1 protein-coding gene is annotated in these 513 nt (G+C 30.0%); it reads right to left on the bottom strand.

Annotated elements, in window-relative coordinates; genetic code table 11:
* Positions 1 to 513, bottom strand: a 513-nt coding sequence (locus MBCUR_RS10570; protein ID WP_067090282.1) for a hypothetical protein, incomplete at both ends; no start/stop codon positions are given.

Below are 513 nucleotides of genomic sequence, written 5' to 3'. Positions count from 1 at the left end.
TCATAGGTTCTGCTTTAGGGTGTTCTGGCGTTTCTAGTATCCAGTTTTGGATTGATTGGTGAGATACATGTATATTATTCTCAGAATTCATTATATTAGCACTGGATCGAGTAGAAACAAGGGCTTCAACATATAATTCAACAGCCTCTTTTTTGAACTTTTTTACATAATTAGAATTCGGTTCAACAATATCATCAATATTAGTAGAGAAATAAAAGTTTTTTCCACCATTACATTTCTTATTGCAAATATATTTCTGAATTTTATATGTTTCTTTACCCTTATCTGAAAATATTAGGTCTCTATTCTTAGTACCATATAATGATACATCTCTACTTCCACAATTAGGACAGCATTTATACCTCATAGCTAAATGTGTAATACCTTTTTTTTGATACATTTTAAGCTTTTTACTCGCATTTAAACTAATTCCCAATTTAGCCCTAACATGATCTCCACAATCCAACAAGTTATCACTAAAATAATCAATACTTACCTGATTATTGTCCAAAC

This window comes from Methanobrevibacter curvatus (genome assembly GCF_001639295.1).
GTDB lineage: Archaea > Methanobacteriota > Methanobacteria > Methanobacteriales > Methanobacteriaceae > Methanoflexus > Methanoflexus curvatus.
Note: the sequence above shows the minus strand (reverse complement) of the source record. Positions and strands in the feature narration are given on the sequence as shown.